Here is a 15,533-nt window from a genome sequence, read left to right as displayed (position 1 = left end):
GCTTCTCCTCCGTTCAGCCGGTGAACCAGCCCGCCGCGTCCAGCCGGAACGCGCCGCCCGGGGCCATCGTGAGCAGGTCCCGCTCCAGGGCGGTCAGCCGGTCCTCACCGAGCGTCCGGGCCCACTCCGCCCGCAGCCGGTCGAAGCCCTCGGCGGACCGGCTCAGCAGGTCGACGCCGTGCGGGGTGAGGCGGATCAGGGTGCGCCGGCCGTCGGCGGGGTCCGGGGCGCGCTCCACGTAGCCGAGGGTCTCCAGCTTGTCGACGGTCTTCCCGGCGGCCTGTTTGGAGACCCCGAGGCGCCGCCCGATCTCGCTGATGGCCGCGCCGTCGGGGCCCACCGCCTGGAGGGCGAAGCCGTACGCGGGGCGGGTCTCGGGGTGCCCGTGCTCGGCGAGGTCCCGGTGCAGGGCGTCGATGATCGAGCGGAAGCCGGCGAAGAGCAGCAGCGGCAGCTCGAAGCCGTTGCGAGTTTCGACAACCTGGTTTACCTTTTTTTCGTCAACCATGTTGTCGATCCTATCTCCGCGAGAGGTTCGCCATGCCCTTTGCCGATCTCACCCCCGATACCGCCCCGCCCGCGTCGCGACGCGCCATGGCGGCCGTGACGGAGCGCCTCGGCTACCGGCCCGCCGCCGTCGCCCGGCTCGCGGCCTCGCCGCACACGCTGGACGGCTTCCTGAAGATCAGCGCGATCTTCGACGCCTGCACGCTGGAGCCGCTCTCCCGCGAGGTCGTCGTCATGACCATGGCCACCCGCAACGACTGCCATGTCTGCGTCGCGATGCACACCGCGAAACTGACCGCCCTGGGGGCCGACCCGCCGCTGATCGCCGCCCTGCGCGACGGCACGGAGGTCCCGCTGCCCGACGAACGCCTCGATGCCGTACGGCGGTTCACGCTGGCGGTGCTCGCCTCGGCCGGTGCGGTGGACGACGCGGACCTGCGGGACTTCCTGGCGTACGGTCACACCGAGCAGAACGCCCTGGAAGTGGTCCTGGGCATCGGCGCGTACACCCTGTCGACCCTGGCCAACCGGCTCACCGGGGCCCCGGTGGACGAGCGACTGGCGGCGTTCGCGCGATAGTCGGGGGCCGGGTGAACGGGTCGGCCGCCCCGTCCGTATGGGACGTCACGCTTCTCCCTCGAAGCAGAGGAGTCCCATGCGACGCATATCGCGCAAGAAACGTTCCACGCCGGCCAACCGGGCCATCGCCGCCGCCGTAGCCCTGATCCTGGGGGGAGGTGGGCTGGTCGCGGTCAATGTCTACGCCTCCGCGGGCGAAGGGCCGTCCGGTTCGTCTCCACCCACGCGGGCGCAGAACGCCGGCAGCCGGCTGTCCACCATCGACTGCCCCGAAGCCGTCAACGGACTGCCCGAGGTGCCGGACGGGGCACGCGGAGAGGTCGACCGTGAACTCGCGGCGATGGACACCCAGATCACCGACGCCTACCGGCAGTTCGCGGACCGGAAGGAGCAGATGGCCCGCGACCCCGGGCTCGCGGAGAACGCCGTGCTCGGCCCGTTGCGCAGCAAGCGGACGGCGAGCCTGGACCGTATCGCCATCGCCATCGGACGCGTGGGCGAGCGGCCGGAGGGACTGGAGAGCCTCGCCGGGTGCAGCCTGCGCGCCGACGGCAGCCGCCCCGGAAACGGCGACGGTTACGGCAACGGTGACGGCAAGGGCGGCGACGGCGGCCAGGATGACGGCCAAGGCCAGGACCAGGGCCAGAATCAGGGTCAGAGCGAAGGGCAGGGCCAGGACCCCGGGCAGGACCCCGGCCAGGGGCAGGACCCCGGGCAGGACCAGGGCCAGGGCGGCAACGGGCCCGTGGCCGCCGATTCCGTCGATATCCAGTCCGTCCAGCCCAACGTCGACCGGCCCCGCCAGCGCCGGGGCGCGTCCCGGGGCACGTTCACCACCGACTGCGGCCGTAATGAGAACGGGAAGTTCAACCCCGACAACGTCATCGTCGCGCCCGGCGTGAGCAACGGCGCGCACCACATGCACGACTACATCGGCAACCAGGCCAACGACGCCTTCGCGAGCGACGACGATCTGGCGGACGGCGCGACCACCTGCCGCAACCAGGGCGACCGCTCGACCTACTACTGGCCGGTCCTGCGCCTGCAGAACGGGCAGGACGAGGACGACGTGAACGCGGACGGCGGCGGCCGGGACCAGAACGTCGGGGAGATCCAGACCCCGGCCCAGGTGACACTGAAGTTCGTCGGCTCGCCCGTCGGCCGGGTCACCGCGATGCCGCGCTTCCTGCGGATCATCACCGGGGACGCCAAGGCGTTCACCAACGGCGACGCCAACGCCAACGCCTCGTGGAGCTGCACCGGATTCGAGGACCGCCGGCTGACGGACAAGTATCCGATCTGCCCCGAGGGCAGTCAGGTGGTGCGGACGTTCGCCTTCCAGAACTGCTGGGACGGGCAGAACACCGACAGTGCCAACCACCGCACCCATGTGGCGTTCGCGCAGCGGAACGGCCGGTGCCCGGACGGGTTCCGGGCGGTGCCGCAGTTGGTGCAGCGCATCGTCTACGACGTTCCGCCGGGGCCGGGCTTCGCCGTGGACTCCTTCCCGGAGCAACTGCACAAGCCGATCACCGATCATGGTGACTTCATCAACGTCTTCGACGACCGGCTGATGAAGAAGATGGTGCGGTGCATCAACGACGGCCGCCGCTGCCGCTGACGCGGCGCGCACGGCCCCCGTGAACCTGCGCGGTCAGCCCGGGTGGTGACCGGAGTGCCCGTCCTCGCTCCCCCCTCCGCCACTGTCCCCCGAGTGGTGAGGCGAGGCGGTCTCCACCGTCCCCCCGAGCCGGCCGCGCAGCGCCGCGACCACCTCCGGATCGCCGACGGCCACCCACCGCCGTCCGACGAGGTACGAGCCGCCGTAGTTCTTGGCCTCGTTGATCCACTCCCACTGACCGCGGTCGGCGGCGAAGGTGGTGAGGATGTAACGGCCGTCTTGCGTCCTGCAGTTGGCCTGCCGGAGCTCGGCCGCGTCGGTCTGCACGTTCGGGTCGCAGCCGGCCTTCCTCGCCAGCTCCTCCAGCGTGCCCGTCGCGGCCGGCTTCGGCGTGGGCCGCTCCCGGCCGCCGTTGTCGTCGGCCGGTTCCGTGCTGCACCCGGCCAGCAGCAGAAATCCCGCCAGGACCACGGCAGTTACCCCGCCGTGCCGCGCGTCTCGCCATTCCGGTTCGGTCGCCATCGGCCCATCCTGCACCCGGATCAGGGCTCAGGGGTGGGCTACGGCAAGACTCACGAGATACGCCTCCTCGACCTGGCCGTCCGGGAACAGGGCGGTCAGCAGCGCCCGTTCGCGGTCGAAGAAGTCGCGGACCGCCACCGGGTCGCCGATCAGGAAGTCGGAGTGGGTGGCCATGTTGGCGATATGGACCTCCAGCGGTACGCGACGGCTCCACGCCACCTGCCGGGTGCGGAAGTCCAGCCCGTCGGGCAGCACGGCACGGTGACGGGCCCGTACGTCGGGGACGGCCGGGACGTCCACCCCGAAGAAGACCCGCATCCGGTTCTCCTGCTCGACCAGCCACTCCACGGCCGGGTCGCCGTCGTTCCACCACAGGGCGAGCGCCCCGCCCGGCCGCAGCACCCGGCGGGCCTCGGGGACCGAGCGGGCGCGGTCGGTCCAGTGCCAGGCCTGGGCGTACGTGATCAGGTCCATCGACCCGGTCCGCAGCGGCAGGTTGTTCCCGTCGCCCCGGACCAGCGGCACGTCCGGCAGGCTCCGGGCGAACTGCTCGGCCATCCCGTCGCCCGGCTCCACCGCCGTGACCCGGGCCCCGCGCTCGTGCAGCCGGGCCGTGCCGAGCCCCGTGCCCGCGCCGACGTCCGCGACCCGGGCCCCGGAGAGCGGGATCCCGGCCAGCTCCTCGACGGCGTCGAACAGGGCGGGCGGGTAGGAGGGGCGGTGGGCGTCGTAGGCGGCGGCGACGGCGTCGAAGGAGCGGGCCTGCAAGGGTTTCGTCATACAGCGATCATCGCGCGACGCCTTCCGGAGCCGCAGGGAAAGTCCCTGCACGCCTCTGGTCCGCCCGCATACCCCTCAGTACATTGACAGCATGTCTAACACGCAGCCAGCGGCGGTCGCGTCGGAGCGGACGCACCTCAAGGCCCGCAAGGTGTCCTTCGCCTGGGAGAAGACCCCCCTGCACTGGGTGCCGGGCGACCCGTTCACCACGCACACCATCAACGTGCTCCATCTGCTGCTCCCCGCCGGGGAACGCTGGTTCATCCACGTCTACCGGCAGATCCTCCCGTACATCCACGACGACCGGCTCCGCGAGGACGTCATCGGGTTCATCGGGCAGGAGGCCGTGCACTCCCAGGCGCACGACGATGTGCTGCCGCATCTGCGGGAGTTGGGGCTCGACCCGACCCCGTACACCGCGCAGGTCGACTGGTTCTTCGAGAAGCTGCTCGGGGACCGGACGCTGCCGCCGGGGCGGGCCTCGCGGTGGTGGCTGATGGAGCGGGTGGCGATGATCGCGGCGATCGAGCACTACACCGCGTTCCTCGGCGACTGGATCCTCAACGCCGAGGCCCTGGACCGCAAGGGCGCGGACGCGACGATGCTGGACCTGCTGCGCTGGCACGGGGCCGAGGAGGTGGAGCACCGGTCGGTGGCCTTCGACGTCTTCATGCATGTGGACGGCGGCTACCGGCGGCGGGTGCGCACCTGGGCGGCGGCGTTCGCCGCGCTGGTGTTCCTGTGGCAGCGCGGCACCCGGTTCTTCATGGAGAACGACCCCACGCTGCTGGACGGCAAAGCGTCCTTCAAGGCGTTCCACGCGAGCGGGAAGCAGGGCACGCTGCCGAGCACGGGCTCGATCCTGCGCTCGGTCCCCAGCTATCTCAGCCGGTCCTACCACCCCTCGCAGGAGGGCAGTACGGCCCAGGCCGTGGACTATCTGACCCGCTCCCCCGCCGCTCTGGCCGCCGAGGCCGAGACGGCGAAGGGGGCCTGACCGATGGCGCTGCCCCGTCTCCGTACCGTCGTGCTGGTCTCCGGCGCCGCCCTGCTCACCCGGCGCGCCCTGAAACGCCGCATCGCCCGGTCCCCGCTGTGGCCGCTGCCCGCCCTGCCCGAGCCGGTGTCGGGTCACTCGAAGCGGCGCGCGACGGCGGTCCGCAAGCTGCTGGTCACCGGGCGGACCGAGGTCGCCGAAGGGGTCGTCCAGCTCCGGCTGGAGGGGCCCGCCCTGCCGCGCTGGTCGCCCGGCGCCCATCTGGACCTGGTGCTGCCGTCCGGTCTGGTGCGGCAGTACTCACTGTGCGGCGACCCGGAGGACACCGGGGCGTACACGGTGGCGGCCCGGCTGGTGGCGGACGGCCGGGGCGGTTCGCGGGAGGTGCACGAACAGCTCCAGGAGGGTCTGGAGGTCGAGGTGCGGGGGCCGCGCAACCGCTTCCCGCTGACCGAGGCGCCGGGTTACGTCTTCGTCGTCGGCGGCATCGGGATCACCCCGGTCCTGCCGATGCTCCGGGCGCTGGCCGCGTCGGGGGCCGAGTGGCGGCTGCTGTACGGGGGGCGGTCGCGGGCGTCGATGCCGTTCCTGGAGGAGATCGAGAAGCTGGGCGCGGACGGCGGCCGGGTCACGGTCGTCGCCCAGGACGAGGCGGGCCACCCCGACGTGGCGGGGGCGCTGGCGGACCTCGCCCCGGGGACGGCGGTCTACTGCTGCGGCCCCGAGCCGCTGATGGCCGCCGCCACCGCCGCACTGCCCGAGGGCTGCGTCCTGCACCTGGAGCGGTTCTCGGCGGCGACGGGCGGCACGGCGGGCTCCGGCGACGGCTCCGGTGGCACCGGGGCGTTCGAGGTGGAGTTGAGGCGCAGCGGGCGTACGGTGCCGGTCGCGGCCGGGCAGTCGGTGCTGGCGGCCGTCCGCGCGGAGCTGCCGCATGTGGCGTACTCCTGCGAGCAGGGGTTCTGCGGGACCTGCCAACAGCGTGTGCTGGAGGGCGAGATCGACCACCGGGACGAGCTGCTGACCGAGGACGAGCGGGGCGACTCGATGCTGATCTGCGTCTCGCGGTGCCGGGGCGGGCGTCTCGTCCTGGACCTCTAGGTCCTGTCGTCGAACTGCCGTCTGCCGCGCGCCGCGCGGCCGCCCTCCGGGCGACGACGGCAGTTTGACGACAGGACCTAGGGTCATCGGGGCCGGTCCCCCGCTAGGCTGATCGCATGACGACCGGGGTGCGGCGCAGGATGGGCGTCGACGAGCGCAGACAGCAACTGATCGGCGTCGCGCTGGACTTGTTCAGCCGCCGCTCGCCCGAGGACGTGTCGATCGATGAGATCGCCGCCGCCGCGGGGATCTCCCGTCCGCTGGTGTACCACTACTTCCCCGGGAAGCAGAGCCTGTACGAGGCGGCGCTGCGGCGGGCCGCCGACGAGCTGGCGGCCCGCTTCCTGGAGCCGCTCGAAGGGCCTTTGGCCACGCGGCTGCTGCGGGTGATGGGGCGGTTCTTCGACTTCGTCGACGAGCACGGGCCCGGGTTCTCGGCGCTGATGCGCGGCGGGCCCGCGGTCGGCTCCTCGACGGCGAACGCCATGATCGACGGGGTGCGGCAGGCCGCGTACGAGCAGATCATCACGCACCTCGGGGTGACCGAACCGCCCGCCCGGCTGGAGCTGGTGGTCCGTTCCTGGGTGTCGCTCGCCGAGTCGACGGCGCTGATCTGGCTGGACGGGCGGCGCATTCCGCGCGAGGAGCTGGAGATGCAGCTGGTGCACGACTTCGGGGCGCTGGCCGCCGTCAGTGCCGCGTACGACCAGGAGATGGCGGACATCGTGCTGCGGGTGCTGTCGCAGGAGCCGGCGGACGGCCTGTTCGGGGATCTGCTGGCCCGGCTCTCCGCGTTCGGCCCGGACGCGCCCGCCGTACCGGCGCAGCGGCTGCCGAGGCCGTAGGGCGCGTCGTCGGCTCAGGCGGGCAGGCCGTTGCGGTGGGAGACGCGGCGGGCGGCGGCCAGCAGGGCGTGGATCTGCGGGCCCGCCTGGTCGATCTCGGTGACGGGACGGGGGAACGGCAGCCGGACGTCCTCGTGGGTGCCCGGGTATTCGAGCCGCAGGGTGACGCCGTACCGGTCCATCGCCAGCGGCACGGCCCGGGTCATGCCGCGCTCGGGGCGGGGGTGGACCAGGCGCAGCAGGAGCGGGACCAGTTCGGCGTGGTCGTCGACGAGGTGGGTGAGCATGCCCGCCTCGCAGGCGGCGATCGGGTCGGTCTCCGCCTCCTCCAGCTCGTCCAGGGTGACGAAGGTGCGCCCCTCGGCGTCCTCCAGGACGGCCTGGCCGAACTCCATGCAGGTGGACTGCTCGGTGTCGGTGCTGTACGGGGCGGCCAGCAATCCGGTGACCGTGACGCGGGCGCGCAGCCGGTCGCGTACGGGAGTGGCGGCGATGTCCGTGAACTCCAGGCGGGCCGGGACGCGTTCGGCGCCGACCGCGTGGTTGCCGTCGTTCGGGGCATGCAGGTGGATGTGGCCCATCGCTCCCGTGCCGTCCAGGCGGCGGACTTCGGTGTGCGTCCCGTCGCTGACCACCGTCATGGAGTGGGCGACGGTCAGGATCGACCGGACGCGCTCGGCGCGGGTCGGCTGCGTGGCGCGGGGGCGGGAAAGACGCATCCGAGTTCTCCAGGGAGGGGCAGCGGAACCCAAGCGGCTACTTAGGTATGCCTAACCTTACCCACAAGTGGTGGATGCGGGTAGTCCGGGGCCCCGAGTGCCGCTCACGCTCTGGTCGGAGTCGCGGTTCGGCCCCGGTGAGAGGGGGCCGGCCCGCTCAGAGCTGTAGTTCGGTGCGCAGGGCGGCGGCGAGACCGACCTCCGCGTTGTCCGACTGACCGCGCTCGAAGGCCCGCTGGTACGCCTCGTCGCCCACGGCCGCCCGCGCCTGGAGTTCGCACCGCTCGCGGACCGGGCCCAGCTCGGGCGTGCCGCGCTGGGGGTGGCCGACCATCCGCCAGTACGCGTGCCCGGTGCCGTAGACCCGGGCGGCCTGGGCGCCCGCACCCTGGGCGGCGATGGCGGCGGCCAGCAGGTCCAGGCCCAGCGCGATGCCGAATCTGTCGCGGAGCCGGTGCTTGCCCGCGAGCATCGCCCGGGCGTGTGCGGCGGAAGCGTCCGGGCGGCCCTGGAGCAGGGCGATCAGGGCGAGCTGGTAGTCCGCGTAGGAGCGGGTCCAGAACTCGCCGCCGCGTTCGCAGGCCCGGCGCAGCGCCGTGGCCGCCGCCTCGGACTCGGCGAACCGGCCCAGCGCGGTGAGCGCGAAGACGATGACGAGGCGGCAGCGCAGCCGGTGACCGGAGTCCACGGGGACGCCCTCGGTCATCCGCAGGACGCGCCCGGTCGCCTCCAGGGCCGCCTCGGGCTCCCCGGTCATCAGCCGGGTGAGGCCGGTGAGATACGTGGCGCCGAGCATGCCCTCGTCGTCCCGGTCGTCCAGGGCGGCGGCCGTGCAGAGCGCCCCGTACTTCTCGGCGGTCGCGAAGTCGCTCTGGAGCAGGGCCGCGACGCCGAGGACCCAGTGCAGCCTGGTCCGGTGGGGCCCTTCGACGGGGCCGGCGTCCAGGGCGCGCCGGGCGTAGTTCCGGGCCTCGGCGAGGTGGCCGCAGCAGGCCCAGAAGAAGCCGACCCGGCCCGCCATCTCCTGGGCGCCGCCGACGTCGTGGGCGAGCAGGTGCTCCAGGGCGGCGCACAGATCCAGGTGGGTGTCGGCCACCTTGTGGTACCAGGACACCTGGTCCGGTCCGGTCCAGCCCTCGTGGGCGCGGCGGGCCAGGCCGAGGAAGCTTCGCGCGTGCCGGTCGGCGGCGGCGCGGGCCTCCCCCAGTTCCGTGAGCCACATCCGGCCGTACTCGCGCAGGGTGTCGAGCATCCGGTAGCGGTCGCCGTCGCGCTGGACGACGGACTGGGCGACGAGGCCCTGGAGCGCCCGGTCCACCGCGTCGGGGGTGAGCGGCCCCCCGGCGCAGACCTCGCGGGCGACCGTGGCGTCGAAGTCCGTGCGCAGGGGGGTGAGCCGGGCCCACAGGAGGCGTTCCAGCGGGGAGCACAGCTCGTGGGACCAGCCGATGGCGGTGCGCAGGGTGCGGTGGCGGCGGGGCCAGACCGTCTCGTCGGCGAGGAGGTCGAGCCGGGAGGTGCCGGGGGCCGGGGAGGCCCCGGGGCCGCCCGGGAGCCCGGCCGCGCCGGAGGAGCCGTACGCCCCGGGCACGCCGACGGTGACGCCCCGGGCGTCGAAACGGGTGCCGATCCGGGCGGCGAGCTGGGCCACGCTGTGGCGGCCGATCCCCGCGGCGGCCAGTTCGATGGCGAGCGGGATGCCTTCGAGGCGGCGGCAGATCGCGGCGGCGGCCGCCTCGTCCCCGGGGGCGTCGAGGCCGGCCCGGGGGTCGGTGGCGCGCAGCCGGTCGGCGAAGAGCTGGAGGGCGTCGGGCGCGCCGTCGACCGGGAGCGGCGGCACCTCGACGACGTACTCGCCGCGGGTGCCGAGCGGCTGCCTGCTGGTGACCAGGACGGTCAGGGCGGGCGAGGTGGTGAGGATCTCGGCCAGCAGGTGCGAGCAGGGGGCGCGGAGGTGTTCGGCGGAGTCGAGGACGAGCAGGAGCTGCTTGTCGCCGAGCCATTCGCAGAGCGCCTCGACGGGCATCCGCAGGGTGTGGTCGGCGAGCCCGACCGCGTCGGAGACCGTGGGGAGCAGCAGCCGGTCGTCGTGGAGCGGGGAGAGGTCGGCCCACCAGGCGCCGTCCGCGTATCGGTCGGCGGCCGCGCGAGCGGCCCGGAGCGCGAGCCGGGTTTTGCCGACCCCGCCGGGGCCGATCAGGGTGGTCATCCGGCGGGTGGTCAACGCGGTGTGCAGCCGGGTCAGTTCGGCCCGCCTCCCGACGAAGCTGCTCGTCTCCTCGGGAAGGTGTCCCACCTTGGTCATCATCACCGTCCGCACGCTGGGGCAGGGTGCGCCGGCGGGCCGACGGCCGCGGGCCGGCCCCGCCCTTCCCCAAAAGGGGTGGGCGGGGCCGGCCGGACGGTACCGGGTACGGCTGTCGCGGCTCCGTTGCCGACGTCTGCCGTCACCGTAGTGCCGCGGGTGGTCAGCGCAGAGTGAAGACGGCCGCGGTGCGTCCCGGGACGGTGAAAGTGGCCGATTTCCCGTCGTACCTGGCTCGTTTGACCGTAAGATCCGCACCCTTGGCCTGGACCGGGTGCAGCGCGTACGTCTTCCCGGCCGGTGCGGCGAGCCGCTGGGTGGCGGTGTCCGGGGCGGCGTTGAGGACGACGACGAGCTTGCCCAGGCGCATGGTGATCACGCCGGGGGTCTCGTCCTTGCCGGAGAGCGGGAAGGACAGGGCGGACTGCACCTGGTCCGCGGTGCGCAGGGAGAACTCCTTCTCGGTGGAGCGGATGGTGAGCAGGTCGCGGTAGGCGGCCGAAGCCCCGCCGATCTGGCCGCAGTTCGGGGCGATGGTGCCGGTGGCGGCCAGGAGGGGCCCCGCGTAGGGCCACTTGTCCCGGTTGTCGGCGGCGGGCGGGAGGCCCCGTCCGAAGCCGTTGCCGTCGCGGCAGTCCCAGTGCAGGGCGTTGAACCAGTCGCCGCTGTCGTAGGAGTTGCGGTCCAGGGACTTGGAGCGCAGCAGGTCGCTGCCCGCCTGGGAGAGCGAGGGCCCCTGGGAGAGGACGGAGGCGGCCATGGCGACCACCTGGGCCCTGGCCCGCTCGGCGGCCGTGGAACCGGCCGGGAGCTTGAAGGCGAGGGCGTCGAAGAGGGTCTCGTTGTCGTGGGCGTCGGAGTAGGCGAGCGCGTCGCCGGGCACCGCCGCGTATCCGGCGGGCGCCCCGTTGTAGTCGACGTCGGAGCCCTTGACCGTGCGCCCGGAGGTGTCGGTGAAGGTGTAGTTCGCGAGGTTGCCGGTGAGGCCGACCTTGATCAGGTCCTGGTAGTGCAGCAGCCGGGCCTTCTGCTCGGCGCGGGTGCCGTTGGCGGGCGAGGAGTTGGGGTCGGTGTAGAGGCCGGAGGCGAAGCCCTGGACACCGGGGTCCTCGTCGAAGGGGCCGCCGCCGCGCACGGCGTCGCGGGCCCGGTCGGAGAAGGTGGCGATGCCGGTGCCGGCCATGTTCTTCTGGGTGGCCTGGACGAAGCGGGCGTCGTCGGCGACCTCGCCGAAGTTCCAGCCCTCGCCGTAGAGGATGATCTTCTTGCCGTCGACGCCGTCCCTGGCGGGGGTGAGCCGGTCCAGCGCCTTGCGGACCTCAAGGATGTTGTCCTTGGGGTGGTGGCCCATCAGGTCGAAGCGGAAGCCGTCAACCTTGTACTCCTTCGCCCAGGTGACGACGGAGTCGACGACGAGCTTGCCCATCATCGTGTTCTCGGGCGCGGTGTTGGCGCAGCAGGTGGAGGTGGCGACGGTGCCGTCCTCCAGGAGCCGCTGGTAGTAGCCGGGCACAATCCGGTCAAGGACCGACTTGTCGTCCTGCCCGGAGGCGACGGTGTGGTTGTAGACGACGTCCATGACCGTGCGCAGCCCGGCCTTGTTCAGGCCCTGGACCATCTGCCGGAACTCGACCGTGCGCCGGGTGCCGTCCGGGTCGGAGGCGTAGGAGCCCTCGGGGACGGTGTAGTGGAACGGGTCGTAGCCCCAGTTGAAGCCGTCCTTGGCGGCGGCCTTGCTCACGCACTCCTGCTGCTTCTCGGAGTCGGGTGCGGGGGCGGTCAGGTCGCAGTCGGGGGCCGCCTGGTCCTTCTTCTTCTCCGGGATGGTCCCGATGTCGAAGACGGGCAGCAGATGGACGTGGCTGGTGCCGGAGTCGGCGAGCTTCTTGAGGTGCCGCATGCCCTTCGAACGGGTGTCGGTGAAGGCCCGGTACTCACCGGGGTGCTTCGCCGTGCGGTCCGTGATCGAGAAGTCCCGGACGTGCAGTTCCTGGATCTGGGCGTCCCGCAGCGGGGTGGCGGCGGGCTTCTTCAGGCCGGACCAGCCGCGCGGCGCGAGCTTCGGGTCGGTGAGGTCGACGACGAGGCTGCGGGCGGAGTCGGCGGTCAGGGCTGTGGAGTAGGGGTCGGTGACCTTGTTGGTCACCAGCTTCTGGACGGTGGGGGCCCAGACGGTCACGGCGTACCGGTAGGGCTTGCCCCGCCAGTTCTTCTTCCCCGTGACGGACCAGACGCCGGTGCGGTCGTCGCGCTTCATCGGGACGGTACGGCCGTCGAGTTCGAGGGCGACGGTCTGTGCGGTGGGCGCCCAGACGGAGAGGGTCGGCCTGGACTTGGCGAAGACGGGGCCGAGTTCGGCGGAGGCGGCCTTCTTGCCGTACAGGTCGTCCAGGATCCCGGCCGTCTGTACGCCGGTGGCGGCGAGCAGGGCCCCGTTGGCGGCGCGCTGGGTCGCGATCAGCTGGCCCCGCAGGGACTCGCGGACGCGGTCGCGGTCGCGGGCGTCGACGGTGAACGCCGGATAGTCCTTCAGGTGGGGGAACTTCGCCTTCTGCGCGTCGCTCAGCTCGCCCTGCTGGAGCCGCAGCCACTGCCCCTCGTCGGAGAGCGCCCCGTCGACGACGGAGATGCCGCCCTTCTTCGCGTACACGAGCTGCTGGCTGGTGGCGTCGGTGGCCTTCACCTTCCAGACGACGGTGTTCGCGTCGATCCACTGCGCCTCGGCCTTCGACAGGTCGGGGGCCGCGCCGCCGCCGGTCTGCGGCAGGAGGTAGCCGGGCTTGCCGCCGAGCATCCAGACCTCGTGGCCGTAGGTGGCGAGGTCGAGGGACTGGTCGCTGGGCAGGTCCTTCTCGTCACCCTTGTGCAGGATGTAGCTGAGGCTGGTGGCCCCGTCGACGAGCGGCACCTCGAAGGTGACCCCGTAGGCGTCCTTCTTCACCGGCATCAGCGGCTTGGCCCAGTCGGTGGGCTCCTTGGCGCCGGCCCAGGTGTGCAGCCCCCAGCCGTCGTAGTTCCCGTCGGGGCGGTGGTAGTTGAGGACCGCCTTGGTGGTGTCCTGCGGCGGGGTCTCGGGGGCTTCGGCCGTCTGCCCGTCCTTGCCCTGCTCGATCCAGACCTGCCCGGTCACGCCGAGGTCGATGGTCCGCCGCGGTCCGTCGGCCGTGCCGTTCTTCTCGACGGTGTACGGGACGGAGTCGGTGCCCTTCTCCAGGTCGATCCAGGCGAACGCGCCGTACGCGTCGCGCCCGATGAACGCGGCGGTCTTGTCACCGGACTTGAGCTGCCAGCCGTCGTAGTCGCCGTCGGGGCGCTGGTAGTGGACGACGGCCCGGTCGCGCTCGACGGCGACGGGCTTGCCGGGCGGCGGGGCCTGCCCGGCGGTGGTGGAGGCGAGGGCACTGGACGTACGCCCGGTGCGATCGACGACGACGGCCTTGTAGCGCAGCGGGGTGCCCGCCTTGACGGTCTCGTCGAGGTGCTGGGTGACCTGGTACGGGGCGTGGTCGGCGGTGCCGAGGGTCTGCCACTTGCCGTTGCCGACCTGGGCGGCGAAGACGACGCGGTTGAGCTGTCCGCCGTCCACGTCGGCGGCGATCTCGACGGTGCCGGTGGCACCGGCGGCCGGAGCCTTCAGCGAGATCGCGGGCTTGGCGGCGGGCGCGCCGACGGTCCGGTCCGCCTTCAGCACGACGCTGGACAGCGCGGGGACGGTGACGGTCACCTTCTTGTCCTTGCCGCTGCGGACCGCGCCGGACCCGCCGTACAGCGTACGGAAGTTCATGTCGGCCGACTCGGTGGCGAGCTGGACCTTCCTCGGGCTCGTGCCGTTGTTGGAGGCGACGAGGTATTCGTACGGCCGCTTCGTCTCGATGCGCGAGGTGGCGTACACCGAGCCGTCCGCGAGCCGCTCGATCTGGGTGCCGTCCCGCAGCGCCGGGTGCTCCTTGGTGAGCTTCGAGAGGGCGGCGATGGAGCGGTAGACGGGGTGCTTGGTGTCGTACGCGTCCGAGGCGTGCGTGCGGTCGGTGCCGAGCTGGTCGTCGTCGAGGTAGTCGGGGGTCTTCGAGGCGAAGAGGGTCTGGCGGGAGTCCTTGTCGCCGCCCGCGCCGGTGAAGCCCTGCTCGTCGCCGTAGTAGATCACCGGGTTGCCGCGCCCGAAGAACATCAGCTCGTTGGCGAGCCGGGCCCGCTTGAGCAGTTCGGCGTCATCGGCCTTCGGGTTGTCCTGCTTGAGGAAGGTCCCGACGCGGCCCATGTCGTGGTTGCCGAGGAAGGTGACCTGCTCGTAGGCGTTGGCCTTGTCGGTGGTGTAGCGGAAGTCGTTGCCGTACACCGAGGCGAGCTTGTCGGCGGGCGCGCCCTGGGAGGCGAACTGCCGGGCGGCGTCCTGGAACGGGAAGTCGAGCGTGGAGTCCAGGCGGCCCCGGGTGACGTACGGCGAGGTGATCTCGGTGTCGGCGGAGTAGACCTCGCCGAACATGAAGAAGTCGTCCCGGCCGCGCTTGGCCGCGTAGGCGTCGAGCGCGGTGGCCCACTGGGTCCAGAAGTCCAGGTCGACGTGTTTGACGGTGTCGATGCGGAAGCCGTCGATGTCGAAGTCGCGGACCCACTTCTCGTAGATCTTCTCCATGCCCTTCACGACCTCGGGACGCTCGGTCCACAGGTCGTCGAGCCCGGAGAAGTCGCCGTACTCGTTGGACTCGCCGGCCCACGTCGAGTCGCCCCGGTTGTGGTACATGGTGGGGTCGTTGAGCCAGGACGGCACCTTCTTGCCCGTGCCGGGGGCCTGCACCGGGGTGTACGGGAAGGAGTCCCGGTCGACCTTCTTCACGCCCTCGCGGTCGTCGAAGGGGCGGCCGGTCGCGTCGAGGTAGGGGAAGGCGCCCTTGGGCTTGTAGCCGTAGGCCTTCTCCGCGTAGTCGACGGTGTCGGCGGTGTGGTTGGTGATGACGTCGAAGAAGACCTTCATGCCCTTGGCGTGGGCCTTGTCGATCAGCTTCTCCAGGTCGGCGTTGGTGCCGAAGTGCGGGTCGACCTGGGTGAAGTCGGTGATCCAGTAGCCGTGGTAGCCCGCCGACGCGTCCTTGCCGGTGCCCTGGACGGGCCGGTTCTTGAAGATCGGGGCCATCCAGATGGCGGTGGTGCCGAGGCCCTTGATGTAGTCGAGCTTCTGGGTGAGCCCCTTGAGGTCGCCGCCCTGGTAGAACCCCTTGTCCGTGGGGTCGTAGCCGTGGTCGAGGCGCGAACCGGTCAGCCCGCCCCGGTCGTTGGAGGCGTCGCCGTTGGCGAAGCGGTCGGGCAGCACGAAGTAGAACTGCTCGCGCGTGAGGTCGTGCCGGGCCGCCTCACGGGCGAGCTTCGCGTCCGAGGGCGGGGACGGCGGCCGGGGCGATGCGGCGGCGGTGGCCGCCGGGACGACGGGCAGCAGCGCCGCGCACAGGGCGGCCACCGCCCCTCGTCTGAGGGTCGTTCGGGACACGGAGGGTGCTCCTCGGGGCTTGATCGGTGCGGAGACGGGCCGGTGGCGATGCCACCGGCCCGTCGGGCGAGGGGT

Annotated in this window: 11 protein-coding genes; 5 read left to right on the top strand and 6 right to left on the bottom strand. The window is 72.2% G+C overall.

Annotated elements, in window-relative coordinates; translation table 11 throughout:
* Positions 1–13: 13 nt before the first annotated feature.
* A complete protein-coding gene (locus IE145_RS05340; RefSeq protein ID WP_189519332.1) occupies positions 14–508 on the bottom strand; it encodes a MarR family winged helix-turn-helix transcriptional regulator in 495 nt (164 codons plus the stop codon).
* A 32-nt stretch (positions 509–540) separates the two neighbouring features.
* Between IE145_RS05340 and IE145_RS05335 the strand changes: the two genes are divergently transcribed.
* Together IE145_RS05335 and IE145_RS05330 are read left to right on the top strand one after the other, a co-directional pair.
* On the top strand, positions 541–1,086 hold the full coding sequence (locus tag IE145_RS05335; RefSeq protein ID WP_189519330.1) for a carboxymuconolactone decarboxylase family protein: 546 nt from the start codon (positions 541–543) through the stop codon (positions 1,084–1,086).
* Positions 1,087–1,162: 76 nt separating this feature from the next.
* Positions 1,163–2,707 (top strand): DUF1996 domain-containing protein, encoded by a 1,545-nt coding sequence (locus IE145_RS05330; protein WP_189519327.1) that lies wholly within the window; start codon positions 1,163–1,165, stop codon positions 2,705–2,707.
* Positions 2,708–2,740: 33 nt separating this feature from the next.
* Here the strand turns inward: IE145_RS05330 and IE145_RS05325 are convergent, their stop codons facing one another.
* Together IE145_RS05325 and IE145_RS05320 are read right to left on the bottom strand one after the other, a co-directional pair.
* On the bottom strand, positions 2,741–3,229 hold the full coding sequence (locus IE145_RS05325; protein WP_189519326.1) for a hypothetical protein: 489 nt from the start codon (positions 3,227–3,229) through the stop codon (positions 2,741–2,743).
* 27 nt (positions 3,230–3,256) lie between these two features.
* On the bottom strand, positions 3,257–4,009 hold the full coding sequence (locus IE145_RS05320; protein WP_189519325.1) for a class I SAM-dependent methyltransferase: 753 nt from the start codon (positions 4,007–4,009) through the stop codon (positions 3,257–3,259).
* 91 nt (positions 4,010–4,100) lie between these two features.
* Here IE145_RS05320 and IE145_RS05315 point away from each other — a divergent pair, with 91 nt between their 5' ends.
* The 3 genes from IE145_RS05315 to IE145_RS05305 all read left to right on the top strand — a co-directional run bounded on the left by IE145_RS05315 (position 4,101) and on the right by IE145_RS05305 (position 6,952).
* Positions 4,101–5,006, top strand: coding sequence for a metal-dependent hydrolase (locus tag IE145_RS05315; RefSeq protein ID WP_189519324.1), 906 nt, complete (start codon positions 4,101–4,103; stop codon positions 5,004–5,006).
* A 3-nt stretch (positions 5,007–5,009) separates the two neighbouring features.
* Complete coding sequence (locus IE145_RS05310; protein ID WP_189519323.1) at positions 5,010–6,107, top strand: PDR/VanB family oxidoreductase; 1,098 nt, start codon at positions 5,010–5,012, stop codon at positions 6,105–6,107.
* 116 nt (positions 6,108–6,223) lie between these two features.
* Complete coding sequence (locus tag IE145_RS05305) at positions 6,224–6,952, top strand: TetR/AcrR family transcriptional regulator (RefSeq protein ID WP_189519322.1); 729 nt, start codon at positions 6,224–6,226, stop codon at positions 6,950–6,952.
* Positions 6,953–6,966: 14 nt separating this feature from the next.
* Here IE145_RS05305 and IE145_RS05300 read toward each other — a convergent pair whose 3' ends face one another.
* The 3 genes from IE145_RS05300 to pulA form a co-directional block, all read right to left on the bottom strand.
* Complete coding sequence (locus IE145_RS05300) at positions 6,967–7,671, bottom strand: DUF2470 domain-containing protein (RefSeq protein WP_189519320.1); 705 nt, start codon at positions 7,669–7,671, stop codon at positions 6,967–6,969.
* Positions 7,672–7,828: 157 nt separating this feature from the next.
* A complete protein-coding gene (locus tag IE145_RS05295) occupies positions 7,829–9,979 on the bottom strand; it encodes an ATP-binding protein (RefSeq protein ID WP_189519805.1) in 2,151 nt (716 codons plus the stop codon).
* 160 nt (positions 9,980–10,139) lie between these two features.
* A complete protein-coding gene (gene pulA, locus IE145_RS05290; protein WP_189519318.1) occupies positions 10,140–15,458 on the bottom strand; it encodes a pullulanase-type alpha-1,6-glucosidase in 5,319 nt (1,772 codons plus the stop codon).
* Positions 15,459–15,533: the final 75 nt, after the last annotated feature.

Source organism: Streptomyces sindenensis (assembly GCF_014649035.1).
Classification (GTDB): Bacteria; Actinomycetota; Actinomycetes; order Streptomycetales; family Streptomycetaceae; genus Streptomyces; species Streptomyces sindenensis.
This window is presented reverse-complemented; position numbering and strand designations above follow the sequence as displayed.